Below are 24,389 nucleotides of genomic sequence, written 5' to 3'. Positions count from 1 at the left end.
CGATCCTGTCCAGGGTGGTTGGGAGGTATAGATACACGTCGTCCCAGTCTTTCGACTGTATGATGCATCAGTACAACCCACTTCCCACCGAAGTTGTTGAACGTTCCCGACAGGCAGGTCTTCTGGCTTAGCGTCCTCCTCGCCCGTCCTTCCCAATCTCGCGATCAGTGGTCATTACGGGGTCGTCAGCATCACAGCAGCGGGGGCTGCGGGGGATTGTCACCCCCTTCCCTGCCACAAATGTGGCAAAACCTGTCGGCTTACATTATGAGAAAGAGTTCGTTCTCAAAACAGCAATGCTATTTGCGGCGCTTCAATTCACCTTAGGCAAATACTTAACCACAAATGAAAACCATGCTGAGTAAAACGTGGCGCCAGAATAATTGACACCTTTCTCAATAACTCAACGTTTTATCACAAAAAATAAAAAGCAAAGATAATCACGCTTAAAATCTCAATATTTATTGTTCTATGACAAGTTATTGCACTACTTGATATTTTTTCATTTTATTGTGATCAAAATTCATCAGGATATTAAAGCCCGGTAAAAACATAATATTGCTGTTCAACGTAAGTCAGTGTGATTTCATTGATGCATTACGCGTTCAGCAGGATCGCAAAATAATATGGAGACTATCCAGGTCGGAATTTGCGGTATATCAAGGTAAGAGGAATATCCTCATGACACTATGCTCCAGAAATTTCTGACCAGTAAGGTGGAAACGTGGCTGTTGCGCAATGCCCCGCGTCGTGCGGTGAGCTTATCCAGGGCTGGATTTTGGGCAGTGAGAAGCTGGTCTCCTGCCCTGTCGAATGGTACAGCACCGTTGAGGTGAGCCACGGCTCACCCGTGGCGGATGAACGCCCGCTTTCGCGCGCGATGGTCGAGCGATTGTTGCAGCACTGGCATTATCCGGCGCAGCTAAGCCAGGATATCCGCATTGACGTGCACTCGACCATCCCGGTTGCCAAAGGGATGGCCAGCAGCACCGCGGATATCGCCGCCACCGCCGTCGCCACCGCCCACCATCTGGGGCGTCAGCTCGACGAAAGCACGCTGGCAACGCTTTGCGTTTCGCTCGAACCCACCGACAGCACCGTGTTTCGCCAGTTGACCCTTTTCGACCATAACGACGCTTCCACGCAGATCGCCTGCCACGCCCAGCCCGCTCTCGACCTGCTCGTTCTGGAAAGTCCGCAAACGCTGCGTACGGCAGATTACCACCGCATCCCGCGTCAGGCGGGGCTACTGGCCGGTGCGCCAGCGCTGGAACGCGCGTGGGGAAAAGTCCAGGAGTCCTGCATAACGCAAAACCCTTATCGGATGGGCGAAGCGGCCACCCTCAGCGCCATCGCCAGCCAGACGCTGTTGCCTAAACCGGATTTTGACGCACTGCTCTCACTGGTGGAGGAGTGCGGTATTTACGGGGTGAACGTGGCGCACAGCGGTAGCGTCGTGGGTCTGATGCTGGACAGAAATAAAGACGATGTCGATTATGTGAAATGGCTGCTGGTAAAAAAACAGCTCACCCGCCACTGGCCTGAACAACACCTGCTGCGGATGGTAAAAGGCGGCGTGACGCTACTCTGACAGCAGCCTGTACTGAATGAGCCACTCGACCTGCTGCCTGACCTCTTGCTCGTGCTCCTGCGCTAAAGCCTGCTGCAGCGGAGCATGCCGGAAGAACGCGGCCCAAAATGCACGCTTGCGCTCCCGGTCACCGCATGCGCGATTAATCCGTTCACGCAGCGTCCCCGCCAGCCGCACGCTTTCCCGCATGCCCGGAGGAAGGTGGGCGGCGACATGCGCTTTGAGGATCTTGCTGTACACCGGCGCGTTGCCCCCGCAGCTCAGCGCAATAATGACCGGCGAATGGTCGATTATGGCCGGTGAGATAAAGGTGGCAGCAGAAGGGTCGTCCGTGACATTGCAAAAGATACGCTCCGCGCTGGCGGCCGCGGCGACCTGACGGTTCACCTGCGGATCGCTGGTCGCGGCAATGACCAGCCAGCACGATTGCAGATACTGCGGCGAAAACATCACCGGAAACCACTCGATGTCACCGCTCGCGTGCAGGCTGGCGAGTTCCGGCGTCAGGGTGGGCGCAACCAGATGCAGCATCGCCCCGGCGGCCAGCAGCCCCTTCGCCTTATGCGTCGCCACCTGCCCGCCACCGACGATCAGGCAACGTTTCCCCTTCAGGTTGCAAAAAATCGGGAAATAGTCCATCGCCTTAGCCTTGTAAAACGTGAGTCAGCGCGGCAATAAACCGGCGGTTCTCCGCCTCGGTACGGATGGCAATCCGGTAGTAGTCGCGATCGAGCCCTGGATAGTTTTCGCAGTGGCGGATAAGGATGTGATGGCCGAGCAGCGCCGCCTTCAGGTCGAAACCCGGACGCAGACAGCGGAAGAAAATAAAGTTGGCCTGCGACTCCCAGACCGCCAGCGATGAAAAGCGCGCCATCGCCTGCCACAGGAAATCCCGCTCCCGGGCGATAAAGGCGTGGCTGCGAGCAATATAGTCCTCATCCGACAGCAAATGTTGCCCCACAAGCGCCGAGAAGGCATTCACGGACCAGGGCTCACGGGTGCGTTTCAGCTGGTGAATGGTTTGCGTATTGCCGCTCAGCAGATACCCAAGGCGCAGCCCGGGAATAGCAAAAAACTTGGTCAGGGATCGCAGCAGGTAAAGATAGCGTGACTCCGCCAGCCGCGGCGCCAGCGTGGAGCCCTGCGGCAGAAAATCGATGAACGCCTCATCCACAATCAGCGCAATCTGCAGCGATTCGCACAGCGAGGCCAGCCGGTCGAGAAGACCGGCATCAGGCATGAGTCCGGTAGGGTTGTTTGGCGTCGCGATAAACAGGCAATCGGGCCTGTGCGCGCGAACGGCGTCCAGTATGGAAACATCCACCTGGAACCCGTTCTGCTCACTCAGCGCATAGTCAATTATCTCGCAACCCTGCTGCTGTAATGCCCGGCGATATTCGGCAAAGCCCGGTACCAGCAGCATCGCCCGGCGAGGGGCAAGCGTTCGCACCAGGCCATAGATCAGCTCCGTTTCGCCATTCCCGGCAATCGTCTGGTCATAGTCACACCGGCTGGCGGTGGCCAGCGCCTGATGAAGATGGCGGTATTCAACGTCCGGGTACTGCATGATGATATCCAGATGGGACACAATGAGCGACCTGACGCGATCGGGCAGCCCTAACGGATTGATGTTCGCGCTAAAGTCCACCAGCAGCTCGGGATCGATCCCCAACTGCAGCCCCGTTTCCAGAACGTTACCACCATGCTCACTCATTCGTTTCACTCGTCCATTTCGAAAATGTCAGGATAACATCAGACCACAACCTGATTCAGCGCGATATGTGATGCGGTAAACGCCAGTATCTCCTGCAGGCTGACCACCTCACCGATGACGATAAGCGCCGGAGCATGCAGTTTTTGACGTTCAACCTCGAGGTGGATATCGGTCAGCGTACCTTTGGCGATCTGCTGAAGAGACTGGCTGGCATACATCACCACCGCCACCGGCGTTTCAGCGGACATGCCTCCCTCGATGAGCTGCTGGCAGATTTCCGTCAGCCGCGTCATTCCCATCAGAACGATCAGCGTTCCGTTGATTTGCGCCAGGGCATGCCAGTTTTGCGGGTCGTTCCCCTGGCACATATGACCGGTCACAATATGAAAGCTGGAGGCGTAATGACGGTGCGTGACCGGGATCCCGGCATAGGCCAGTCCGCCAATTGCGGAACTGATCCCCGGCACAATTTCGAACGTCAGGCCGGCTTTCGCCAGCTGCTCGGCCTCTTCGCCCCCGCGGCCAAAAACGTAGGGGTCCCCGCCTTTCAGGCGCACCACCTGGCGCCCTTCCCCGGCATGCTTGACCAGCAGGGCATTGATTTGTTCCTGAGGCACCGGATGATGGCTTGGGGTTTTACCGACATCAATAATCAGACAGCCTGCCGGAGCCTGAGCCAGAAGTGCAGGGTTTACCAGGCGATCGTGAACAATCACCTCCGCATGGCGGATACAGTGCAAACCTTTTACCGTAATCAAAGACGCATCGCCAGGCCCTGCCCCTACAAGCCAAACCTTCCCTTTACTCATCGTTATATCCTCAGATTAAATATTTAAAGACGCAAGAAAGCGGGTAATTAAAATTAGTGCTGAATTATACATCCCCTCCACACGTCAAAAATTTGATGTATTTATCACTCTTTCTTAATTTTACGAATGGCGTTTATGACCAATATCAATAAAACAGTGAATACCGCCTTCCCTCTGCCATTACGACATTATTGCTTTGGTCATCATGCTTAAAAAAACATATAAATCGCCTTCAGCAATAAAACAGGCGCGCGATCACAAATATTAAAATGGTTTTGTCAGCGACGTTTACAGATAAATATCAACCCTAAAATAAAGCGCACACAAGTAACTGATATAAATCATTTTTCAATGCAACATCATTACCATCATCATTTTTGGAAGGATTTTTTGAAAATAGATCAATTGCATCCCTTTCGTCTTCAAAACACACTCCAACACCATCAACAGACCCAATGTACATTAATCGTTTTTAATACCCATTTTATTTTCACTATCAGCCCTACAGAGGATTACCCATGAAGAAATCAACACTTGTTATTGGCGTCATTGGTGCTGACTGCCATGCGGTAGGCAATAAAGTTCTGGATCGTGTTTTTACTTCCCATGATTTTCACGTCATCAATCTTGGTGTGATGGTGAGCCAGGATGAATATATTGATGCGGCCATCGAAACGGGTGCTGATGCTATTGTCGTTTCATCCATCTACGGCCATGGCGACATCGACTGCCTGGGGCTGCGCGAGCGCTGCATCGAACGCGGTATCGGCGACATTCTGCTTTTTGTTGGCGGTAACCTGGTCGTGGGTAAGCACGATTTCGCCGATGTCGAAGCCAAATTCAAAGAGATGGGTTTCAACCGCGTGTTCGCTCCGAGCCACGACCTGGAGGACGTCTGTCAGCTGATGGCGAACGATATACAACAGCGTCAGCGCGTTGAAGAGCTCTGTCTTGAAGAGGGCTTCTGATGCAAATCGTCTCAGTCGACATTGGCTCGACGTGGACCAAAGCCGCACTCTTCACGCCGGAGGGTGATGCGCTAACGTTGGTCAACCACGTTCTGACCCCGACGACGACCCACCATCTGGCGGAGGGTTTCTTTACCAGCCTGAACCAGGTGCTAAACGTTGCCGATGCGCGACCGTTGCTGAACAGCGGGGACGTTACGCTGAAATACTCGTCGTCGGCAAAAGGCGGGCTCGCCATTGCCGCAATGGGTCTGGTGCCGTCAATAACCCTGGAATCAGCCAAAGTCACCGCCCATTCAGCGGGTGCCAAAATCGCCCAGTACTACTCGTACAAACTGAACCGTCACGATATCCAGGCGCTGGAGGACTCCCCGCCGGACATTCTGCTGTTCACGGGCGGTACGGACGGCGGCGAAGAGAGCTACGGACTGGCCAATGCCCGCGCGCTGGCAGCGTCAACGCTGGACTGCGCCATTATTTACGCCGGAAATCGCGATATTCAGGACGACGTGCAGGCCATTCTTGGCCACAAAGATCTGATCGTGGTCGACAACGTTTTGCCTGACCTCGATCACCCGAATCCGTATGCCGCCCGCAAGGCTATCTGCGATGTCTTTCTCTCCCGCATCGTGAAGGGGAAAGGGCTGGACGTTATCGTCGGGGAAACCGGCGAAGAGCCGATGCCTACGCCGTGGACCGTCTACGAGCTGGTGAAAGCGATAAGCGACATCGACAGCGCGTGGAAAGAATTCATGCTGATCGACATGGGCGGAGCCACCACCGACGTCTATTCCGCCAGCGCTAACATGCTCTCCCCGGATACCGTCCTGCACGGCGTGCCTGAGCCGTTTGTTAAACGCACCGTAGAGGGCGACCTCGGCATGCGCGTCTCGGCGGTGGTGGTTGGCGAAAGTACGCAGGAACTGGTGAACGCGGTGTTCGCCCACCAGCCTCAGCGCAAGGAAGCGTTCTATGGCTATCTGCGCCATCTGGTCGCGCATCCGGACTACCTCCCTGCTACCGAAGAAGAAAAGCATTTCGACACGCTGCTGGCCGGGCTGTGCGTGGGGTACGCCAGCGAGCGCCATGCCGGCACCAAAAAACAGGTCTGTACCTGCGTAGGCAACGTCGATTTGCAGATGGGGCGCGATCTGACCACCGTGCGCAAAGTGGTGGGTTCCGGGGGATGGCTCTCCCGCGCCAGCCAGTTCGATATTCACCGCTGGCTGAAGTACCGCGAGCTGGACGACAGCAGCAGACGCGTTCTTTTACCCGGGCAGTTTGACTATTACCGCGATGCAAAAGGGCTGCTTCCTCTGCTGGCGAACGTCGCCAGGCTGGACCCGCAGGCGGCGGCTCGCACCAGTATTCAATGTTTAACCCTATAAAACCTAAGGCAGCAACGAATGGAACTTCGAAATAAAAAGCTAACCCATGACGAATTCATGACTGAGCGGCAACAGGTCTTGCAGACCTGGCAAACCGGCAAGGACGTTGAGAACTTCGAAGATGGCGTGAAGTACCAGCAAACCATTCCTGAGCAAAAACGCTTTTCTCACGCCCTACTGAAGGCGGACCAGGAAGGTAAAACCCTGAGCCAGCCGCGCGCAGGCGTAGCGCTGATGGATGAACATATCGCCCTGCTCAAAACGCTGCAGGAAGATTGCGATTTGCTGCCCAGCACCATCGATGCCTACACCCGTCTGAATCGCTATGAAGAGGCGGCGGTAGGGATCCAAAAATCCATCGAAGCGGGCACCTCCAAACTTAACGGCTTACCGGTCGTCAACCACGGCGTCGCCGCCTGCCGCCGCATGACTGAAGCGCTGGAGAAACCGATTCAGGTACGTCACGGCACGCCGGATGCGCGCCTGCTGGCGGAGATCGCGATGGCCAGCGGCTTTACCAGCTATGAAGGCGGCGGTATCTCCTACAACATTCCGTACGCCAAGCGCGTCACTCTGGAAAAATCTATCCGCGACTGGCAGTACTGCGACCGCCTGATGGGCCTGTACGAGGAGAACGGCATTCGCATTAACCGTGAACCGTTTGGCCCGCTGACCGGCACCCTGATCCCGCCGTTTGTATCCCACTCGGTGGCGATTATCGAAGGTCTGCTGGCGCTGGAACAGGGCGTGAAGTCAATTACCGTCGGCTACGGCCAGGTTGGTAGCCTGACGCAGGATATCGCCGCGATTCAGGCTCTGCGCGAGCTGTCCCACGAATATTTCCATAACCACGGCTTTGACGATTACGAGCTGAGTACCGTCTTCCACCAGTGGATGGGCGGCTTCCCGGAAGATGAGTCGAAAGCGTTTGCCATTATCTCCTGGGGCGCAGCGGTTGCCGGTATGTCCGGGGCGACCAAAGTGATCACCAAGAGCCCGCACGAGGCGTTCGGTATTCCGACCGCTGCCGCAAACGCCCAGGGGCTGAAAGCCTCGCGTCAGATGCTCAACATGGTCAGCGATCAGAAATTCCCGCCGTGCGCCGCCGTCGAGCAGGAAGTCGAGCTCATTAAGAGCGAAGTCCGCGCCGTGCTGAAGAAAGTCTTCGAACTGGGCAACGGCGATGTCGCACGCGGGACGGTGCTGGCGTTTGAAGCGGGCGTGCTGGACGTACCGTTCGCCCCTGCCTCCTGCAACGCAGGCAAAATTCTGCCGGTGCGTGATAACGCCGGTGCCATTCGCGTGCTGGAAGCCGGTGCGGTTCCGCTGCCGAAAGATATCCTCGCCCTGCATCACGATTACGTCGCCGAGCGCGCGCGTTTTGAAGGCCGTAAGCCCTCATTCCAGATGGTTGTTGATGACATCAACGCGGTATCCCACAGTAAATTAATAGGAAGACCATAATGAAAATTAAGCAGGCCCTTTTCACCGCAGGCTACTCCTCGTTCTATTTCGACGATCAGCAGGCCATCAAAAACGGCGCCGGTCATGACGGGTTTATCTATACCGGCAATCCGGTAACGCCTGGATTTACGTCCGTTCGTCAGGCGGGTGAATGCGTATCCGTACAGCTGATTCTGGAAAACGGCGCGGTGGCGGTGGGCGATTGTGCAGCGGTGCAATATTCAGGGGCAGGCGGTCGTGATCCGCTGTTCCTGGCTGAACACTTCATTCCGTTCCTCAACGATCACATCAAGCCGCTGCTGGAAGGCCGTGACGTTGACCGGTTCCTGACGAATGCCCGTTTCTTTGACGAACTGCGTATAGACGGCCATCTGCTGCATACCGCCGTACGCTATGGTCTGTCGCAGGCGCTGCTCGACGCGGCGGCACTGGCGACCGGCCGCCTGAAAACGGAAGTCGTGTGTGATGAATGGCAGCTGCCGTGCGTTCCGGAGGCCATTCCGTTATTTGGTCAGAGCGGCGACGACCGCTATATCGCCGTCGACAAGATGATCCTCAAAGGCGTTGACGTACTGCCACATGCGCTTATCAACAACGTGGAAGAGAAGCTGGGCCTGAAAGGGGAAAAACTGCGGGAGTATGTGCGCTGGTTATCCGACCGCATCCTGAGCCTGCGCACCAGCCCGCGCTATCGCCCGACGCTGCACATTGACGTGTACGGCACCATCGGTCTGATTTTCGATATGGATCCGGTACGTTGCGCCGCCTATATCGCCAGCCTCGAAAAAGAGGCTCAGGGCCTGCCGCTGTACATTGAAGGGCCGGTGGATGCGGGTAACAAGCCGGATCAGATCCGCCTGCTGACCGCCATCACCCACGAGCTGATGCGTCTGGGTTCCGGCGTGAAAATCGTTGCCGATGAGTGGTGTAACACCTATCAGGACATTGTGGACTTCACCGATGCGGGCAGCTGCCACATGGTGCAGATTAAAACCCCGGACCTGGGCGGTATTCACAACATCGTTGATGCGGTGCTGTATTGCAACAAGCACGGCATGGAAGCCTATCAGGGCGGTACCTGTAACGAAACGGAAATCAGCGCCCGCACCTGCGTGCACGTGGCCCTCGCCGCTCGCCCGATGCGCATGCTGATCAAACCGGGCATGGGCTTCGATGAAGGTCTTAACATCGTGTTTAACGAAATGAACCGCACCATCGCACTGTTGCAGACTAAGGATTAAAAGATGGCACGTACATTTAAGATCTTATCGCCAACGGCTATCCTGGGCTATGGCTTCCCGGAAGAGAGCTTCCGGAAGGCCATGGAAGCGTCGCCGGATCTTATTGCGGTCGACGCAGGCTCTTCCGACCCTGGCCCCCACTACCTGGGGGCAGGTAAGCCTTTCACCGACCGGGCGGGGGTAAAACGCGATCTACGCTATATGATCGTGGCTGGCGTTAAGCACAACATTCCGGTGGTGATCGGTACCGCTGGTGGGTCCGGCGCCGCGCCTCATCTGGAGTGGTGCCGCCAGATAATCCTTGAGATTGCTCAGGAAGAGAAACTCTCATTCTCCATGGCGCTGATCCCGTCGGATGTCGATAAAGCCACCGTGCATCAGGCGCTGGATGACGGGAAAATCACCGCCCTGGATTTCGTCCCGGAACTGACCCACGAGGCTATCGAAGAGAGCACCTATATCGTGGCGCAGATGGGTATCGAGCCTTTCCAGCGGGCGCTGGCGGCCGGGGCGCAGGTGGTGCTTGGCGGACGGGCGTACGATCCGGCCTGCTTTGCCGCGCTGCCCATCATGCAGGGCTTCGATGAAGGTCTGGCGCTGCACTGCGGTAAGATCCTCGAGTGCGCGGCGATTGCCGCTACGCCGGGGTCCGGCTCCGACTGCGCGATGGGCATCATTGACGATAACGGCTTTACGCTGAAAACGTTTAATCCGAAGCGTAAATTCACCGAAACGTCGGCGGCGGCGCACACCCTGTACGAGAAATCTGACCCGTACTTCCTGCCGGGGCCGGGCGGCGTTCTGAACCTGAAAGGGTGCAGCTTCAAAGCGGTCAACGAGGGCGAAGTGTACGTCAGCGGTTCCCGCCACGAAGAAACGCCGTACGCGCTGAAGCTGGAAGGCGCCCGCCGGGTCGGCTTCCGCTGTCTGACCATTGCCGGTACGCGCGATCCGATCATGATTGCCGGGATCGATAATATCCTCGAAGAAGTGCAGGTCAGCGTGAAGCGCAACCTCTCGCTGAATGACGACAGCATCCGCATGACGTTCCACCTGTACGGAAAGAATGGCGTGATGGGCAACCATGAGCCGATGCAGTCCGCCGGGCACGAACTGGGTATTTTGCTGGACGTAGTGGCCCCCACCCAGGATATCGCCAACAGCGTCTGTTCGCTGGTGCGCTCTACCCTGCTGCACTACGGCTATGAAAACCGGATCGCAACAGCGGGCAACCTCGCGTTCCCGTTCTCCCCTTCCGACATTCAGAGCGGCCCGGTGTATGAGTTCTCAATCTACCACCTGATCGAAGCGAGCGACGCGCTGCGTTTTGATTTCCACCTCGAGCAGGTCACGCCAGAAGGAGTTCAGTTATGAAACAGGGTATTTGCTCACTGGCGCAGGTCATTCGTTCTAAAAACGCCGGACCGTATGAGCTGGTTCTGGATATTTTATTTAAAACGCGTGAAGACTATCAGCGGGTAAAAGCCTCAGAGCAATTAACGCCGCAGCTTATTGCCCGTTTATATAACGTTAAGCCTGACTTTATTCATCGCATTATCTGGTTCGATCCGGCCAATGCGGTCAAAATCGTCATGCCTCGCGATATTATCTCCGGCAACGTCGGTGACAATGATGTCTATGGTGCCCAGCAGCATGCACCGTTATTAAGTATCGAGTTTGATCTGTAACACTACAAATACAACAACGTCCATTGGGATATAGATATTTGCTGTATCACTGTATTCCAGATAATTCATGCGGTTGGTCACAACAAACGTGCGTCTGAGCGGTTCATCAGGGCTCAGACGCACGCGACCCTACACATTAACCAACCTTTATCCGATGGAGTAAACATGAAAAAAATAAGCTTAACGAAAATGATCATATTAGGTTTGATACTCGGCATGATTGCCGGGGTGGTCATTAATAATATGGCATCAGCAGATACAGCAAAAACGTACGCACAGGATATCTCTATTTTCACCACCATATTCTTACGCATGGTGAAAATGATTATCGCCCCGCTGGTCATTTCCACCCTGGTGGTCGGCATAGCCAAAATGGGTGATGCTAAAACGCTTGGCCGTATATTCTCCAAAACCTTTTTCCTCTTTATTTGCGCCTCGCTGCTGTCCATCGCCCTGGGGCTGGTTATCGTCAATATCTTCCAGCCTGGCGCAGGCATTAACTTTGTTCCCCATGACGCCGGGGCCGTTGCGGCCGTTCAGTCCGAGCCGTTCACGCTGAAAGTGTTTATTTCTCACGCGGTACCGACCAGCATCGTTGATGCGATGGCCCGCAACGAGATTCTGCAAATCGTGGTGTTCTCGATTTTCCTCGGCTGCAGCCTGGCAGCCATTGGTGAGAAAGCCGACCCCATCATTAAGGTGCTCGACTCTCTGGTGCATGTGATGCTGAAGCTGACGGGTTACGTCATGCTGTTTGCACCGCTGACCGTATTTGCCGCGATCTCCGGACTGATTGCCGAACGCGGTCTGGGCGTGATGGTCAGCGCCGGTATTTTCATGGGCGAGTTCTACATGACGCTCGGCCTGCTGTGGGCGATTCTGATTGGCCTGTCCACGATGATTGTCGGTCCGTGCATCAGTCGTCTGACTAAAGCGATTCTCGAACCTGCGCTGCTGGCCTTTACGACCTCAAGTTCAGAAGCGGCTTTCCCGGGCACGCTGAACAAACTGGAAAAATTCGGCGTCTCCTCCAGGATTGCCAGCTTTGTCCTGCCCATCGGCTACTCCTTTAACCTGGTCGGCTCAATGGCCTACTGCTCGTTTGCGACCGTGTTTATCGCCCAGGCGTGCAACATCGAACTGAGCATTGGCGAGCAGATCACTATGCTGCTGATCCTGATGCTGACCTCTAAAGGGATGGCGGGCGTGCCGCGCGCATCGATGGTGGTTATTGCCGCCACCCTCAACCAGTTCAACATTCCGGAAGCGGGTCTGATTCTGCTGATGGGCGTCGATCCGTTCCTCGACATGGGCCGTTCCGCTACCAACGTGATGAGTAACGCAATGGGTGCCGCTATCGTCGGTCGCTGGGAAGGCGAGCACTTCGGCGCCGGCTGCCGCGGCAAGGTTCCGGCCAAAGAAAGCACTGCTTCAGAAACTGAAATCGCCATGTATTGATTACAAAGGCCAACCGTGGTTGGCCTTTCGTCTTCCGATGTACAGGAAAGCCCCATGAAGATAAACATTTTCGGCGTCAGCCTCTTATCCGTCAGCCTGATGTTTAGCGCTGCCACGCTGGCGCAAACCGCGCCGGATTATGCGCAGCTGCTTGAACAGGCTCACCAAAAATTCAAAGGTAATCATGAGGGGAAGGTCGCCGACTACATCCCTGCCCTGGCGACCTATAGCCCCGACAATTTCGCCATCACCCTCGCCACGGTCGACGGCAAGATTTACCAGGTTGGCGACGTGAAAAAAGCGTTTCCAATGGAGTCGCTGAGCAAGGTTTTCACCCTGGCGCTGGCGATGGAGCAGCGCGGTCCGCAGGAGGTGCTGGATAAACTCGGCGCCAGTGCGACCGGTCTGCCCTTCAACTCCGGTTTAGCCATTGAGCTGACGAAAGGTGCGCCGGAAAACCCGCTGGTGAATGCGGGGGCGATGAGCACGGTTAGCCTGATTGAGGCGAAAGATAAGACCGACCGCTGGAACACGATCCTCAATAACCTGAACGCGTGGGCGGATGCCTCGCTGACCGTCAACGAGCCGGTGTTCAAATCGGAAATGGAAACCAATCAGCATAACCAGGCGCTGGCGATGCTGATGGCCTCCTATAACAGCTTTTATGGCGATACCCGTGAAGCCGTCGAAATCTACACCCGCCAGTGTTCCGTAGACATCACCGTTGAGCAGCTCGCCAAAATGGGCGCGGTGCTGGCGAACAAGGGCAAATCGCCTTTCAACGGTAAGCAACTGCTGAATGAACGCTACGTGCCGCAGGTTCTGGCGGAAATGGCGATTGCCGGGCTGTACGACGGCAGCGGCAAATGGCTGTACACCGTTGGGATCCCGGCGAAGAGCGGCGTCGGCGGCGGCATGGTTGCCATCGTGCCCGGTCAATACGCCATCGCGGTCTACTCGCCACCGCTGGATGCCGCCGGGAATAGCGTCCGCGCCCAGCAGACGATTGCGTATGTTGCCGGGGCGACGCAGGCCAGCCTCTTTTTAGCCCATTGACTGTGATTTTGTCAGCCGGGCGCGGCAGCTGCGCCAGCGCCCGGCAAAAACAACCACAAAGTGAGAAGTACTATGTCTAAACCATTTGTCTGGCAGGAACTGTTTGTTCAGAGTAACGATACGACGGAATATGAACTCCTCAGCACACAGCACGTTACGGTGACGGAGCTGGAGGGCGAAGAGGTCATTAAGGTGGCGCCTGAGGCATTGACCCTGTTGGCCCAGCAGGCCTTTTATGAAGCCTCATTTTTCCTGCGCGCCGGACATTTAACGCAGATAGCCAGCATCCTGCACGACCCGCAGGCCAGCAGTAACGATAAGTATGTCGCTCTGCAGCTGCTGCGCAACGCCGAAGTGTCGGCAAAAGGCGTCCTGCCAAACTGTCAGGATACCGGCACGGCTACCGTTGTGGCGAGCAAAGGCCAGCACGTCTGGACCGGCGGTGATGATGCCGAAGCGCTGAGCAAAGGGATTTATACCACCTTTAGCGAGTGTAACCTGCGCTACTCGCAAAACGCACCGCTGGACATGTATACCGAGGTTAATACCCAAACCAACCTGCCGGCGCAGATAGACATCAGCGCGACGCCGGGGAGCGAATATCGCTTCCTGTTTGTCAATAAAGGCGGCGGATCGGCTAACAAAGCCGCGCTGTTCCAGGAAACGAAATCGATTCTGCAGCCGGAGAAGCTCACTGCGTTCCTGATCGAGAAGATGAAGTCGCTCGGTACCGCGGCCTGTCCACCGTATCACATTGCCTTTGTGGTCGGCGGCCTCTCTGCCGACCAGGCGCTGAAGGTGGCGAAGCTGGCCTCAACAAAATATTATGACAACCTGCCCACCAGCGGGAACGAGCTGGGCCAGGCGTTCCGCGATACGGCGCTGGAAGCCACGCTGCTCAACGCCAGCCGCGAATTCGGCATCGGTGCCCAGTTTGGCGGCAAGTATTTCGCGCACGATATTCGCGTCATCCGCTTGCCGCGTCACGGCGGCTCCTGCCCTGTCGCCATGGCGCTTTCCTGCTCCGCCGACCGCAATATCAAAGCGAAAATCAACAAGCACGGTATCTGGCTGGAGAAGCTGGAACATAACCCAGGGAAATACATCCCCGACGCCAGCCGTGAGGAACACGACGCCAGAACCGTACAGATCAACCTGAACCGCCCGCTGCGCGAGATCCTGCGCGATATGTCTGCCCTGCCGATCGGCACCCGGCTGTCGTTAAGCGGCCCGATCGTGGTCGCACGCGATATTGTTCACGCAAAAATCAAAGCCCGGCTGGATAACGGCGAGCCGATGCCGGAGTACATGAAAAACCATATCGTCTATTACGCCGGTCCGGCGAAAACACCGGAGAATCAGGCCTGCGGCTCCCTCGGTCCGACCACCGGCGGGCGCATGGACGGCTACGTCGATGCTTTCCAGGCCGCAGGCGGAAGCCTGATCATGCTTTCCAAGGGCAACCGCAGCCAGAAGGTTACCGATGCCTGCCATAAGCACGGCGGCTTCAACCTCGGCAGCATCGGCGGTGCGGCGGCGCTGCTGGCGCAGCAGTATGTGAAAAGCCTGCGCTGCCTTGAGTATCCCGAACTGGGCATGGAGGCGGTATGGATGATGGAGGTCGAGAATCTGCCCGCCTTTGTGCTGGTTGACGACAAAGGGAATAATTTCTTCAGCCAGTTTGAGCAGCAGCATCGCTGTGCATCCTGCCCTGCCGGACATTAAGGAGCCACTATGGAAGCGCGAGCTAACGCAGAAAAACACCGCCAACGACAGCAAAAGCGCAAAGAGCAGGTTGATATCCGCGTGGCGGCGGCAACAGAGAAGAAAGGCATTCTGATCGTCTTCACCGGCAACGGAAAAGGCAAGTCCACCGCCGCCTTCGGTACGGCGACGCGTGCCGTCGGCCACGGTAAAACCGTTGGCGTCGCGCAGTTTATTAAAGGCCAGTGGGATAATGGTGAATACAACACCCTGCATCCGCTCGGCGTCGAGTTTCACATTATGGGCACCGGCTTTACCTGGGAGACACAAAACCGGGAGACGGATATTCAGGCCGCAGCGGCGGTGTGGCAGGAGAGCAAGCGCATGCTGGCTGACCCGAGCTACGACCTGGTGGTTCTGGATGAGCTCACCTATATGCTGGCTTATCACTATCTGGATACTCAGGAGGTGATCGCGGCAGTTGAGAACCGTCCGGTGCAGCAGACTGTGATCGTCACCGGACGCGGCTGTCACTCGCAGTTACTGGCGCTTGCCGACACGGTCAGCGAAATGCGCCCGGTAAAACACGCATTTGACAGCGGTATTCAGGCGCAGGAGGGCATTGACTGGTAAGCATGTCGGTACCGGATGGCGCGCCGCACTGCCGCCATCCGGTGTTATTACGCGGCCGGCGATACCACTGATTTTTGTAATAGCCACTCGCGGAAGGTTTGTAACGGCAGGGACTGAGCCTTTTCCTCCCGCCACGTCATGATGAAGCGGTTGCCGGTGCGGATAGGAACATCACAGGGGATCACCATCTCGCCGCAGTCCAGGTCATGCTGGATGGCGAAGCGGGGAAGCAGCGCGACCCCAAGATTCGATCGTACTGCGGCAATCAGCATCGAGAGGAGGTCAAAGCGCGGGCCAAGGTTCACGTCCGGACTGGTGATACCGGACAGCGCAAACCACTCCTGCCAGCCATTGATGCGAGTGCTTTGGTGTAACAGCGGAAACTCACTGAGCAGCTCCTCAACCCCCAGCTTCTGCTCCGCGCTGGGGAGCAAGCTTCGGCTGCAGACCGGCAGGATCTCCTCTTCAAATAAATAATCGACTTCCGACCACGGGGGACAAAAATCGGCGCGCATAATAGCCGCATCGTATTCACGATTTAAAAAATCGCCGATATTGGCCAGCGAGTGAATGTTAACAATAATATCAGGATTTAATTTATTAAACTCCCATAAATTAGGGATCAGCCAATGCGTACTGAAGGTGGGATTTACCGCCAGCTCCACAACCTGAACGGCAGGCTGCCAGGACATTATCATATTTGTATCGCGTTCCAGCTTATTAAGCGTCTCTTTGACGATATTCAAATAATGCTTGCCTGCTGCATTCAGAAAAATCCGCTTTTTGGCATGATTGAATAATGAGGTGTGTAAAAACTCCTCCAGGGCCGTCACCTGTCTGAACACTGCACTCTGCGTTAACGCCAGCTCTTCTGCCGCGCGGGTATAGCTTTCGTGACGCGCCACAACTTCGAACGTCACCAGCAACTCGCTCTTGGGGATTTTTCCTCTCATCATGTCTTCCATTCATGGTGGGTAACAGTAATTTTTTGAAGCGAATAAACCCTGCTTCAGAACGATACCGCCATTATATTTTAGTTATGCTCTGTCGGCAGTGATCCACACCATGATTTAATCAGTTTTGCGCGTCAGGCCAAACTACTTGCAGAAAATGAAATGAAACATGAAAGATTATTAAGAACCTGTTCTCTTTTGTGCCTCGTGTAATGGAGACAGCGTCTTATTATATGAAAAATCATATGGCCATTAAAAACAGGAATAGCATAGGGCTGGACGTTAAAAAATATAAAACAAAACGTTGTGCTAAAAATAGAGCAGGGTTCTGTGTACGTCTTTTGATCAGCGGCGCACCCGCGTGACGGATGCCAGAGCACCGTTCCAGCGCCTCTTCAGCACGCAAGCAGAAACCGGCTCAAAACAAAAAACCCAGATCGCATAACGATCTGGGTTCCGAATTTGGCGGAAGCGTAGAGATTCGAACTCTAGAACCCTTTCGGGTCGCCGGTTTTCAAGACCGGTGCCTTCAACCGCTCGGCCACGCTTCCAAAGTGAGGCGCACTATAAACATCTATTAGCGCCTTGTAAAGCAGGAATTTTTCTATTTTTTGCCACCGGCGTTTGACTGCGCAAAAATCACCCAGGCGCTTACCGCGCATCGGTCTCTGCTCCCTTGTACATACCGTTACACAGCAACGCTCATCCTTTTAAATCGCTCTGGTATAGAATGCCACAAAAATAGACGGCCATTTGTTGTGTAATTGTTATAAATCTGAGTACCGACAGATTTTAGAAATTACTGCCATGCAGTGTTACTGGTTGATGATGAAAATCAAAAATACGCTTTGCTTACATATCCTGATGGCGACCCTGGCCATTTTGTTCCTGTGTGTTCACCCGCTGGTGACGAGCTTCGATCCGCCCCTCACGTTCCAGCCGCTGATTAAATCAATGGAGGGCACGCCGAAAGAACAAGCGGAAAAAATTGCGACTATTTCCCATGCCTTACAAGGTAATGCGATTTTCTTCATTGGCGCGTCTGAGGTTGCCACCTCAGAAGATGAACATTACGCTGTATATAATTACTTTAATAAGCAATTGCACACACCCGTTGTGGCGTATGGCGATGCGTTTGTCGATGACGAAACGCAGTTTTTACTGTTCTCGCGTTTTAAAAATAGCCTTAACGCAAACAGTAAAGTTGTTTTACTTCTGGCACCTGACAGCTTTTACTCAAAAGGGCTGCCACCGGCTATCTATGCCGATAATTTCCCCGGTTCTATTTTTAATCCGCTGATGAAGGACCCGCAGGCGCGCCCGCTGCTGGTTAATTATTTAAAGCATATTAATAGTAAAGAGATAAGCCATTTAACCTTTGGCCAAATGCGCGTCTTTGGCTGGCACCCCGATCTGATGTGGGACGAGCTGAGCTTCCAGTTTGCGAACGTCTGCACAATGATAAAAAACGACTGGCTGGCGCTGCTCAACGTCACGCCCCAGACGGTACAACCGTGGCCGCAGCAGCCCACCGCCCACATTACCCCTGACTGGGATAAAGAGCTGGCGAACGCGCGCGAGTTAAATAAAAAACGCCAGCAGAGCGCGGCCACGCTGTGGATGGACAAAACGATTTACGAAGAGGACGGTAAGCCGCAACAGTGGGATGACACGCCGGTCGTGCCTGCGCAAATCGCCGCGTTCAGTAAAACCGTCCAGCTGCTGAAGGAACGTCACGTGCAGGTAATTGCTATCGTCGACCCGGTTAACCCCTGGGCGCTTTACAATACCGATACCTTCCGCCCGGTTGATAAGCAAATTAAAACCATTCTGGAAAAGAACCAGATCCCTTATTTAGATATGTACGCCATGCCTTATCAGAATGGCTGGAACTGGGATCGTTTGCACCCTTCCGAACTGGCCTGGGTTCCTATGATTCGCTTTATTGCACAGAGCTTTAAATAATGAAAATCGCGATCCGTCTTTTTTTCCTTTATCTCCTGCTGGCGATCACTATCGTCGCGTGGACCTCTGTCGATGACAGCATGAGTATGCAGCTGCATTTTGAATATCAAAAGTTCTGAGGCCGAATGATGTATAGCTCAGGAATGTTTTTTGTCTATTTGTTTTCATCCGCTCTGGTGTTTGCGCTGGTCAATCGCGTATTACGTCATCGCCTGACTTATTTATCGGCCTTATCTGTCCTGGCTGCATTAGGCTGGGGCTATATTTTTCAGGGTGATTACCGTGTTCCCGCGGTCGTTTTTATCAGTTTTTACCTTGTCGCCGCGTTAAAAGAAAAAGGATGGTTAAAAACCTGGCAAGCTATTGTATTAACGCTGCTTCCTTTATTTTTAGTGAAATTACACGTTAATCATCATCTCGGCATGATCGGCCTCTCTTTTATGACGTTCCGCGCTGTGGACGTGCTGCTCTATCGCAGTAAAAAAGAAGGCCAGAATTTCCTGCACTATTTCTGCTATCTGTTTATGCCCTTTATCATCCTGGCAGGCCCCATGTACCGCTGGCGGACATGGATGAGTGACGTCAGCAAGCCCGTGTTTGCCCTTAACCGTGAACAGTTTTTAGTCGCGTTAGAGCAAATCATTACCGGCATTATCCAGAAGTTCCTGTTTGCCATGCTGGTTGATTCACTTGTCGTGCAGCCCTGGAGCCATAAGCCGTTTACGCTGACCGTGGGCGTGGTGATGTCGATTGCCTATAGCGCCTACCTCTACTTTGATTTTGCGGGCTACAGCAATATGGCCATCGGTGCGGGCCGCCTGTTTGGGTTGAACATTCCGGCAAACTTCAATATGCCCCTTCTGGCAAAGAACCCGCAGGACTTCTGGCGCCGCTTCCACATCAGTTTGTCTGAATGGCTGCGCGATGTGGTCTTTATGCCCGTCTATATGAACCTGATGAAGTTCAACTTTTTCCGTCAGAACAAAACGCTGGCGCAAAATATCGGTATTTTTTGCACCCTGTTCTGCATGGGGGCATGGAATGGCCTGGAACGCCATTACGTCATCAGCGGCGCGCTGTTTGGCGCGATTTCCGTTACTCATAACATGCTGCTGTGGTCAGCCAAGCGCAGCCCGGCATTGCACCGCGGTTTGCAGTATCCGGCCGTTGCGTTTTTAGGGAGAATTCTGACGCTGGGAAGCGCCGCGGGATCCCTTTACATCTTTAGTGGAATGTCACCTCTATGAAAAATCACTCCGATCTTCAGGAACTGCAGGATTTCTTACGTGCGGCATTATGCGATCCCGCCTCCCCGCAGCAACTGGCCATCAGCGGCAGCGACGAAGCCTTAAGCTGGCTACAGCTTTCTGCTGCCGTGACGGACTGGGCACAGCGCTATCAGCGTTGCCAGCCTGTTGCCGGTACGCCGGTCGTCTTGTACGGACACCAGCAGGCCGAGTTCGCCGTGGCGATTTATAGCTGTCTGCTGCACAACATTCCGTACATCCCGGTGGACTGCATCTACCCACAGGAGCGCCTGCGGGAGATCTGCCATCTGGCCAATGCCCCTTACTATTACGACGTCGCGACCCGGCAGTTCATCGCCACGGGTGAACCAGGCAAGGTGCTGGAGGAGCAGGATCTGGCCTATATCATGTTTACCTCAGGCAGCACCGGCAAGCCTAAAGGGGTGCAGATTGGGCGTGAAAGCGTATGGCACTTCATGAAATGGGTCAGTCAGGACTTTTCGCTGCCGGAAAAACCGGTGCTGATGAACCACGCGGTGTTCAGTTTTGACCTCTCCCTGATCCCTTTGCTGACGAATCTGGCGATGGGCGGACACATTGTGCTGAACGCCAAAGAGGATATTCAGAAAGAGAACTGGCTGGAGCGACTGAAAAGCAACGCGGTCTCCGCCTGGGTTTCCACCCCCTCTTTTGCATACCAGCAGCTGCTTTCCCCGCAGTTCAACAGCGAGTATTTGCCTGCGCTCAACGTCTTTATCTTTATTGGTGAAGTGTTAAATAAGGCGCTGGTTAAACAGCTCCGCCGCCGTTTCCCGCAGGCCAAAATCATCAACTCCTATGGCCCAACGGAAGCGACCATCGCGACGACCGTGGTTGAAATCACGGATGAGATCCTGAACAGCGACAGCGCCGTGCTGCCGGTGGGGGTCATGATGCCTGAGAGCAGAATGGAAATTTCCGCTGAGGGCGAGCTGATTATCTGGGGTAAAAACGTCATGCGCGGCTACCTCGGCCTGCCGCAGGAGAACGCAGAAAAATTACTCCGTCGGGAAAATGAAGCATTTCGCGGCTACCGGACCGGCGATCTGGGCTATGAAGCGGGGCTTATCTATTGCCAGGGCCGCAACGATAGCCAGGTCAAACTGAATGGCTACCGTATTGAAATCAATGAGATTGAAAACCGCCTTCTGGCCATGTCCGGCATCAATGAAGCGGTGGTTCTGCCGCTGATGAAATCCTGCGGCAGCGTGCTGCGCATTGCCGCGTTCTGCGTGACGGATATGGCGCCGGATACCATCAAAACGTCGCTGTCGAAGGTGGTTCCGCACTATATGGTGCCTTCACAAATTATCGTAAAAGACGCTTTGCCGCTGAATCCTAACGGCAAAATTGACCGCAAGCTGCTGGACGCTTACGCCCGCACAAATTAATGACTCCAGGAAAAATTATGGAACAAGAAATTCTCGCCCTGTTCGAAAAAGTGTTATCCCGTAAGGTGGGCTTTCACGATGAACTGATTGAATCCGACATTCTCGACTCCATCCTGGCAGTCGATATGGTGCTGGAAGTGCAGGACGTTTATGGCTGCATGATCCCGCCAACTGACGTGGCGACGGTGCTGAAAACCCCGGCGGACCTGGCCCGCTATATTGAAGAAAACCGTTAACCCGGAAGGCTCTGGAGGCATGCTCCAGAGCCTGTTTCATTTATGCTGTCCAGATTACCTGCAAGCCACCTACCGCCGTCCTGCCTTACTCCCGATACAAAAAGTTATCAACAGCGCCATAATTGATACGTGCTTAACTTTTTGTCCAGGAATTCAGTATGCCGCCACGTACCGCCAGCGATCTCTATTCAGAAATGAAAAATATGTCCGTTGAAGAGCGGATCCGCTTTTTCTCTCTTTCGCTGGCGGAAATGCACAGCGAACTGCAGGAGAGCATCAGCCAGATAGAGTCGATGAAGCAGGCGCTGGAAGAGAGTGAAGAGTACCATCGTCAGCTGGTTGAAACCGCGCAGGATGCGGTGATAACCATCGATCATGCCGGTAACGTTGTGAACTGGAACCAGGCGGCAGAGCGCATGTTTGGCTGGTCAGCGGAGGAAGCGATAGGCAACAGTCTTGGCAAGATGATCGTGCCGGAAGCGTTTCGCGAGCAGCACGCACGCGGCCTGATGCGCTTTAAGGCCGGACAACCGTCGAATATTCTCAACCGCACTATCGAGATTGCTGCGCTGCATCGCACCAAAGGCGAGTTCGCTATTGAGCTCTCGATATGGCCGCATCAGCAGGCGGGTAAGCAAATATTTTCAGCCTTTATTCGCGATATTACCGATCGCAAACAGCGTGAACATATCGCCTGGCTGCACGCTAACTTTGATGCCCTGACGGGGTTACCGAACCGGAGATTATTGGTTAACCGTCTGGAACTGGCGATCGCCCAGGCTATCGCTCACGATAAAGAAGTGGCGCTGCTGTTTATCGACCTCGACCGGTTTAAACCGGTGAACGATCTGCATGGTCATGCCGTTGGCGACGAGCTGCTGCGGCTGGTGGCATTTCGTCTGCAAAGCGTACTGCGCGAAGGCGACACGGTTGCCCGACTCGGTGGCGATGAGTTTGTCGCCCTGCTCCCCGATTTAACGACCGATGATGCCTTACCCACACACACGGCGGAAAAGATCAGCGCCGCGCTGGCACAGTCATTTTTGATTAACGATCAGGTGATTTCCATCTCAGGCAGCATTGGTATTGCACGCTTTCCTCATGATGCGTGTGATGCCGATACGTTGCTCAATAGCGCAGACAAGGCGATGTATACCCGCAAGCGGGTTACGCCGGGAGAACGATGATGGAGCTGGCGCTTTGGATGCCTTTAACAGAAATGAAACCGACTGCTTTTACTATTTCTCCTACACTTTAGGAGTACTGTCGGTACGGGAAACAGAAAAAAGCCAACTTAATTAAGGCATTAATGATTCGCTGTGCGCTCAGCCGGGGATCATTTTGCCTTTAACAGAGGAGTCTGCGGTATGGCATTCGTAACCACGAAAGACGGCGTCAACATTTACTACAAAGACTGGGGTCCCAAAGAGGCCCAACCGATTGTTTTCCACCACGGCTGGCCGCTAAGTGCCGATGACTGGGATAACCAGATGCTCTTCTTCCTTGCAGAAGGCTATCGCGTTATCGCTATCGATCGCCGTGGTCATGGGCGTTCGGACCAGGTGAGTGAAGGCCACGATATGGATCATTATGCGGCCGATGCGTCAGCCGTGGTTGAAAGCCTGGATCTGCGTAATGCCGTGCACGTCGGTCACTCCACCGGCGGCGGCCAGGTCGCCCGCTATGTTGCGCGGTATGGCCAACCGCAGGGGCGCGTCGCCAAAGCGGTGCTCGTCAGCGCCGTTCCCCCTCTGATGGTAAAAACCGAAACTAACCCCGGCGGCACGCCCATTGAGGTTTTCGACGGCTTCCGCAAAGCGCTGGCGGCTAACCGCGCCCAGTTTTACCTCGACGTTGCCAGCGGTCCGTTCTACGGCTTTAATCGCGATGGCGCGGACGTTTCGCAGGGGACGATCCAGAACTGGTGGCGTCAGGGGATGATCGGGAGCGCCAAGGCCCACTACGAGGGAATTAAGGCGTTTTCAGAGACCGACCAGACGGAAGATTTAAAAACCATTACGGTTCCCGTTCTGGTGTTGCAGGGCGATGACGATCAGGTCGTGCCTTATAAAAATGCTGCCCTGCTGCAGGACAAGCTGCTGGCGAACAGCGTGCTGAAAATTTATCCGGGCTTCCCGCACGGGATGCATACCACTCATGCGGATACCATCAACGCGGACATTCTGGCTTTTATTCGCTCATAACGCCGCGTTTCTTGCCGGGTGGCGCTGCGCTTACCCGGCCTACATTCCGCCACGATATCCCGTTCAATGCATGAACGCCACCCGAGGGTGGCGTTGTTTATTCCGCTTAGCGATTATCCAGCTGGGCGCGAACGTTGTTCAGCCCGGTGGTGTTGATTCGGTAAGGCTGCCCGTTCACGGAACGGATCAGCTTTTTGGTGCGGAGTTTTTTAAAGACGCTGAGCGTACAGTCGCTCAGCACCAGCCCTTCGCGGGTGTAGCACTCAACGGACGTGACGCGGCCAGAACTGTCGCGGACGTGCACAATACGTCCACCTTTGGCGAGAACGTGTAAGGTACGTTGTTCCTGACGGGATAAATTCATACTGGAAAACCTGTGTAATCATCATGCGTAAAAACGAGCCCACACCCGCAGGTGCGTGCGTAAGGTTTAAGCGCAGCGATAACCAGTCCGTCCTGAAAAGGGCGGGAAGCTGATTATCTGATGAAAACATTCTCCAGCATCAAAGCCTCGGTAAGAGATAAAAAGGTATTTACGGGGTGAATGATAACGCCTGTTTTTTACAGGGGAATAGCGGGAAGTTAAAAGTGTGAACGGGATCGGTCCGTAAAATCGTCTTTCGTCAATTTTACTGCCAGA

The 24,389-nt window shown here is 54.7% G+C and carries 22 protein-coding genes, 1 tRNA gene and 1 riboswitch; of the genes, 17 read left to right on the top strand and 6 right to left on the bottom strand.

The features are described 5' to 3' along the window. Nucleotides 1-94 precede the first annotated feature (94 nt). Nucleotides 95-271: riboswitch (cobalamin riboswitch) on the bottom strand. A 453-nt stretch (nucleotides 272-724) separates the two neighbouring features. Continuing rightward, nucleotides 725-1,591 (top strand): L-threonine kinase, encoded by an 867-nt coding sequence (locus ACMGG5_RS14060; protein WP_267214592.1) that lies wholly within the window; start codon nucleotides 725-727, stop codon nucleotides 1,589-1,591. On the opposite strand, the gene ACMGG5_RS14055 is transcribed toward ACMGG5_RS14060, so the two are convergent. Genes ACMGG5_RS14055 through cobA form a run of 3 tightly spaced genes read right to left on the bottom strand, consistent with a single transcriptional unit; the run spans nucleotide 1,583 to nucleotide 4,114 of the window. Next, complete coding sequence (locus ACMGG5_RS14055) at nucleotides 1,583-2,230, bottom strand: precorrin-2 dehydrogenase/sirohydrochlorin ferrochelatase family protein (protein WP_420278017.1); 648 nt, start codon at nucleotides 2,228-2,230, stop codon at nucleotides 1,583-1,585. The two genes, ACMGG5_RS14060 and ACMGG5_RS14055, sit on opposite strands and share 9 nt — an antisense overlap. A 4-nt stretch (nucleotides 2,231-2,234) precedes the next feature. Beyond that, nucleotides 2,235-3,305 (bottom strand): threonine-phosphate decarboxylase CobD, encoded by a 1,071-nt coding sequence (gene cobD, locus ACMGG5_RS14050; protein WP_420278016.1) that lies wholly within the window; start codon nucleotides 3,303-3,305, stop codon nucleotides 2,235-2,237. 38 nt (nucleotides 3,306-3,343) lie between these two features. Beyond that, nucleotides 3,344-4,114, bottom strand: a complete 771-nt coding sequence (gene cobA / locus ACMGG5_RS14045; protein ID WP_420278015.1) for a uroporphyrinogen-III C-methyltransferase — start codon at nucleotides 4,112-4,114, stop codon at nucleotides 3,344-3,346. Nucleotides 4,115-4,632: 518 nt separating this feature from the next. Here cobA and glmS point away from each other — a divergent pair. The 10 genes from glmS (at nucleotide 4,633) to cobO (ending at nucleotide 15,714) form a co-directional block, all read left to right on the top strand. After that, nucleotides 4,633-5,082 carry a methylaspartate mutase subunit S gene (glmS, locus tag ACMGG5_RS14040; RefSeq protein ID WP_024907732.1) on the top strand — a complete coding sequence of 150 codons (450 nt, stop codon included), beginning with the start codon at nucleotides 4,633-4,635 and terminating at the stop codon, nucleotides 5,080-5,082. Next, nucleotides 5,082-6,470 carry a methylaspartate mutase accessory protein GlmL gene (gene glmL, locus ACMGG5_RS14035; RefSeq protein WP_420278014.1) on the top strand — a complete coding sequence of 463 codons (1,389 nt, stop codon included), beginning with the start codon at nucleotides 5,082-5,084 and terminating at the stop codon, nucleotides 6,468-6,470. The genes glmS and glmL overlap by 1 nt, the downstream gene beginning before the upstream one ends. Nucleotides 6,471-6,488: 18 nt before the next feature. Further along, a complete protein-coding gene (locus ACMGG5_RS14030) occupies nucleotides 6,489-7,934 on the top strand; it encodes a methylaspartate mutase subunit E (RefSeq protein WP_024907734.1) in 1,446 nt (481 codons plus the stop codon). Further along, entirely contained in the window at nucleotides 7,934-9,175 is a 1,242-nt protein-coding gene (locus ACMGG5_RS14025; RefSeq protein ID WP_024907735.1) for a methylaspartate ammonia-lyase, read from the top strand. The genes ACMGG5_RS14030 and ACMGG5_RS14025 overlap by 1 nt, the downstream gene beginning before the upstream one ends. 3 nt (nucleotides 9,176-9,178) lie before the next feature. Then, complete coding sequence (locus tag ACMGG5_RS14020; protein ID WP_048989929.1) at nucleotides 9,179-10,549, top strand: acyclic terpene utilization AtuA family protein; 1,371 nt, start codon at nucleotides 9,179-9,181, stop codon at nucleotides 10,547-10,549. After that, a complete protein-coding gene (locus ACMGG5_RS14015; protein WP_024907737.1) occupies nucleotides 10,546-10,863 on the top strand; it encodes a DUF4387 domain-containing protein in 318 nt (105 codons plus the stop codon). The genes ACMGG5_RS14020 and ACMGG5_RS14015 overlap by 4 nt, the downstream gene beginning before the upstream one ends. Before the next feature lie 165 nt (nucleotides 10,864-11,028). Continuing rightward, entirely contained in the window at nucleotides 11,029-12,321 is a 1,293-nt protein-coding gene (locus ACMGG5_RS14010) for a dicarboxylate/amino acid:cation symporter (protein WP_024907738.1), read from the top strand. Between the two features lie 54 nt (nucleotides 12,322-12,375). Further along, complete coding sequence (glsA, locus tag ACMGG5_RS14005) at nucleotides 12,376-13,377, top strand: glutaminase A (RefSeq protein ID WP_024907739.1); 1,002 nt, start codon at nucleotides 12,376-12,378, stop codon at nucleotides 13,375-13,377. Between the two features lie 72 nt (nucleotides 13,378-13,449). Continuing rightward, a complete protein-coding gene (locus ACMGG5_RS14000) occupies nucleotides 13,450-15,102 on the top strand; it encodes a class I fumarate hydratase (RefSeq protein WP_248163802.1) in 1,653 nt (550 codons plus the stop codon). A gap of 9 nt (nucleotides 15,103-15,111) precedes the next feature. Continuing rightward, a complete protein-coding gene (gene cobO, locus ACMGG5_RS13995; protein ID WP_024907741.1) occupies nucleotides 15,112-15,714 on the top strand; it encodes a cob(I)yrinic acid a,c-diamide adenosyltransferase in 603 nt (200 codons plus the stop codon). Nucleotides 15,715-15,761: 47 nt separating this feature from the next. Here the strand turns inward: cobO and ACMGG5_RS13990 are convergent, their stop codons facing one another. Both ACMGG5_RS13990 and ACMGG5_RS13985 read right to left on the bottom strand, forming a co-directional pair. After that, nucleotides 15,762-16,667, bottom strand: a complete 906-nt coding sequence (locus ACMGG5_RS13990) for a LysR substrate-binding domain-containing protein (protein WP_048989940.1) — start codon at nucleotides 16,665-16,667, stop codon at nucleotides 15,762-15,764. A 463-nt stretch (nucleotides 16,668-17,130) separates the two neighbouring features. Beyond that, a tRNA-Ser gene (locus ACMGG5_RS13985) sits at nucleotides 17,131-17,218 on the bottom strand. Between the two features lie 277 nt (nucleotides 17,219-17,495). Here ACMGG5_RS13985 and ACMGG5_RS13980 point away from each other — a divergent pair. The 6 genes from ACMGG5_RS13980 (at nucleotide 17,496) to ACMGG5_RS13955 (ending at nucleotide 23,749) form a co-directional block, all read left to right on the top strand. Further along, nucleotides 17,496-18,632 (top strand): D-alanyl-lipoteichoic acid biosynthesis protein DltD, encoded by a 1,137-nt coding sequence (locus ACMGG5_RS13980; protein ID WP_061715613.1) that lies wholly within the window; start codon nucleotides 17,496-17,498, stop codon nucleotides 18,630-18,632. A gap of 128 nt (nucleotides 18,633-18,760) precedes the next feature. Continuing rightward, complete coding sequence (locus tag ACMGG5_RS13975; RefSeq protein WP_024907744.1) at nucleotides 18,761-19,879, top strand: MBOAT family O-acyltransferase; 1,119 nt, start codon at nucleotides 18,761-18,763, stop codon at nucleotides 19,877-19,879. After that, complete coding sequence (locus ACMGG5_RS13970) at nucleotides 19,876-21,309, top strand: AMP-binding protein (RefSeq protein WP_420278013.1); 1,434 nt, start codon at nucleotides 19,876-19,878, stop codon at nucleotides 21,307-21,309. The genes ACMGG5_RS13975 and ACMGG5_RS13970 overlap by 4 nt, the downstream gene beginning before the upstream one ends. A 17-nt stretch (nucleotides 21,310-21,326) precedes the next feature. Next, nucleotides 21,327-21,545, top strand: coding sequence for an acyl carrier protein (locus ACMGG5_RS13965; RefSeq protein ID WP_008499867.1), 219 nt, complete (start codon nucleotides 21,327-21,329; stop codon nucleotides 21,543-21,545). Between the two features lie 158 nt (nucleotides 21,546-21,703). Then, nucleotides 21,704-22,732, top strand: coding sequence for a diguanylate cyclase domain-containing protein (locus ACMGG5_RS13960; RefSeq protein WP_420278012.1), 1,029 nt, complete (start codon nucleotides 21,704-21,706; stop codon nucleotides 22,730-22,732). Nucleotides 22,733-22,912: 180 nt separating this feature from the next. Continuing rightward, nucleotides 22,913-23,749: an alpha/beta fold hydrolase gene (locus ACMGG5_RS13955; RefSeq protein ID WP_024907746.1), complete on the top strand. Its 837-nt coding sequence runs from the start codon at nucleotides 22,913-22,915 to the stop codon at nucleotides 23,747-23,749. Between the two features lie 106 nt (nucleotides 23,750-23,855). Here the strand turns inward: ACMGG5_RS13955 and ACMGG5_RS13950 are convergent, their stop codons facing one another. Further along, nucleotides 23,856-24,113, bottom strand: coding sequence for a YjhX family toxin (locus ACMGG5_RS13950; protein ID WP_021240841.1), 258 nt, complete (start codon nucleotides 24,111-24,113; stop codon nucleotides 23,856-23,858). Nucleotides 24,114-24,389 lie beyond the last annotated feature (276 nt).

The organism is Enterobacter sp. BNK-34, assembly GCF_048684445.1.
GTDB classification, from domain to species: domain Bacteria; phylum Pseudomonadota; class Gammaproteobacteria; order Enterobacterales; family Enterobacteriaceae; genus Enterobacter; species Enterobacter pseudoroggenkampii.
The sequence above is the reverse complement of the archived record's forward strand: the minus strand, read 5'-3'. Positions and strand labels throughout refer to the sequence as shown.

Coding starts and splice junctions, on each gene's coding strand:
- ACMGG5_RS14055 (WP_420278017.1), bottom strand. CDS start 2,230: ATGGACTATTTCCCGATTTTTTGCAACCTGAAGGGGAAACGTTGCCTG.
- cobD (WP_420278016.1), bottom strand. CDS start 3,305: ATGAGTGAGCATGGTGGTAACGTTCTGGAAACGGGGCTGCAGTTGGGG.
- cobA (WP_420278015.1), bottom strand. CDS start 4,114: ATGAGTAAAGGGAAGGTTTGGCTTGTAGGGGCAGGGCCTGGCGATGCG.
- glmS (WP_024907732.1), top strand. CDS start 4,633: ATGAAGAAATCAACACTTGTTATTGGCGTCATTGGTGCTGACTGCCAT.
- glmL (WP_420278014.1), top strand. CDS start 5,082: ATGCAAATCGTCTCAGTCGACATTGGCTCGACGTGGACCAAAGCCGCA.
- ACMGG5_RS14030 (WP_024907734.1), top strand. CDS start 6,489: ATGGAACTTCGAAATAAAAAGCTAACCCATGACGAATTCATGACTGAG.
- ACMGG5_RS14025 (WP_024907735.1), top strand. CDS start 7,934: ATGAAAATTAAGCAGGCCCTTTTCACCGCAGGCTACTCCTCGTTCTAT.
- ACMGG5_RS14020 (WP_048989929.1), top strand. CDS start 9,179: ATGGCACGTACATTTAAGATCTTATCGCCAACGGCTATCCTGGGCTAT.
- ACMGG5_RS14015 (WP_024907737.1), top strand. CDS start 10,546: ATGAAACAGGGTATTTGCTCACTGGCGCAGGTCATTCGTTCTAAAAAC.
- ACMGG5_RS14010 (WP_024907738.1), top strand. CDS start 11,029: ATGAAAAAAATAAGCTTAACGAAAATGATCATATTAGGTTTGATACTC.
- glsA (WP_024907739.1), top strand. CDS start 12,376: ATGAAGATAAACATTTTCGGCGTCAGCCTCTTATCCGTCAGCCTGATG.
- ACMGG5_RS14000 (WP_248163802.1), top strand. CDS start 13,450: ATGTCTAAACCATTTGTCTGGCAGGAACTGTTTGTTCAGAGTAACGAT.
- cobO (WP_024907741.1), top strand. CDS start 15,112: ATGGAAGCGCGAGCTAACGCAGAAAAACACCGCCAACGACAGCAAAAG.
- ACMGG5_RS13990 (WP_048989940.1), bottom strand. CDS start 16,667: ATGAGAGGAAAAATCCCCAAGAGCGAGTTGCTGGTGACGTTCGAAGTT.
- ACMGG5_RS13980 (WP_061715613.1), top strand. CDS start 17,496: ATGAAAATCAAAAATACGCTTTGCTTACATATCCTGATGGCGACCCTG.
- ACMGG5_RS13975 (WP_024907744.1), top strand. CDS start 18,761: ATGTATAGCTCAGGAATGTTTTTTGTCTATTTGTTTTCATCCGCTCTG.
- ACMGG5_RS13970 (WP_420278013.1), top strand. CDS start 19,876: ATGAAAAATCACTCCGATCTTCAGGAACTGCAGGATTTCTTACGTGCG.
- ACMGG5_RS13965 (WP_008499867.1), top strand. CDS start 21,327: ATGGAACAAGAAATTCTCGCCCTGTTCGAAAAAGTGTTATCCCGTAAG.
- ACMGG5_RS13960 (WP_420278012.1), top strand. CDS start 21,704: ATGCCGCCACGTACCGCCAGCGATCTCTATTCAGAAATGAAAAATATG.
- ACMGG5_RS13955 (WP_024907746.1), top strand. CDS start 22,913: ATGGCATTCGTAACCACGAAAGACGGCGTCAACATTTACTACAAAGAC.
- ACMGG5_RS13950 (WP_021240841.1), bottom strand. CDS start 24,113: ATGAATTTATCCCGTCAGGAACAACGTACCTTACACGTTCTCGCCAAA.